Raw genomic sequence first — 1262 nt, forward strand, 5'->3', positions numbered from 1 at the left:
GTTATCTGTATCCGCCGTATCGGTGTTTCCCGTGCTGTTATCTACGGGATCTGTACCGCTATTGTCCGCGATATCGCCATTTCCGGTATCCGGATCACGACTGTAGGTTGAGTCGCCGTTGTCAGTGGTATCAGTATTGGCGTTATCTGTATCCGCCGTATCGGTGTTTCCCGTGCTGTTATCTACGGGATCTGTACCGCTATTGTCCGCGATATCGCTATTTCCGTTATTTGGATCACGGCTATAGGTTGAGTCGCCATTGTCAGCAGAATTATCGTCAGCAATATCAGTATTGCCGTTGCTGTTATTGTCTGTGGGGTTAGAACCGCTATTATTAGCCGTATCGTTAGGGCTATCAGTATTCGGTGTATTTACCGCGTTATCGTTGGCGGAATTATTGTTTCCGCTATCAGTACTTGGAGTCGTCGGATTGTTGCTATTTGAGGTAGGAACGCGGCTATAGGTTTGATTGCTCGTGTTAGCCGAGTTGTTACCCACGTTGCTGTTACCACCACTGGTATTGGTGGGATTAGAACTGCTATCGCTTGGGATATTGCTGTTCGGGTTATCGGTATTAGCCGGATTCGCCGTGGCTACGTTATTTCCAGGGATATTATTGTTGGTGGTATCGTAACTGGGAATATTGGGAGGAGTTGTATTTTCACTCGCCGTATTGCTGGTAATATCTGAATTAGCAGGATTAGCGGTGCTGTTATCAGGAGTTGCGATCGCATTACTACTGGGTTGAGTTGGAGTACGGCTGTAGGTTTGACTGCTATTACTCGCTGAATTATTAGCTGCGATATCAGTATTAGGAGTCCTGTTCGCGCTAGTTGAAGCTGGTTGACGGCTATAGGTTGTCGAAGCGGAGTTATTATTTCCGCTATTAGTATCACTCTGGGCGTTCGGATTCGCTACACCACTCTCTTGACAACTCGGATCATTTGGATCGCAAGTTTCTTTGTCGTTGTCATTAGTGTTGGGATTGGGAATCCGACTATAGGTTTGACGACTATAGGTTACAGGAGTGCTGTTGTTACTGCTGTTTGGCGTATTTGAATTGGCAGTTTGAGTATTGCTGCCATTATCCGCGATCGCACTTGAGTTATCGTTGTTCGTGCGATCGTCTACTGTATTGGTTGGATTTTCCGCTACAGCAGGTTCCGGCTCCGGTTGAGTTTGAGGTGGATTTTCCGCTACAGCAGGTTCCGGCTCCGGTTGAGTTTGAGGTGGATTTTCCGCTACAGCAGGTTCCGGCTCCG

General features: G+C 47.4%; 1 pseudogene. It reads right to left on the minus strand.

Annotated features, from left to right (window positions below):
• Positions 1 to 1262: pseudogene (locus tag ACLGGO_RS35590) on the minus strand (hypothetical protein); the annotation flags it as partial.

It is taken from the genome of Coleofasciculus sp., assembly GCF_046565525.1.
Classification (GTDB): Bacteria; Cyanobacteriota; Cyanobacteriia; order Cyanobacteriales; family Coleofasciculaceae; genus Coleofasciculus.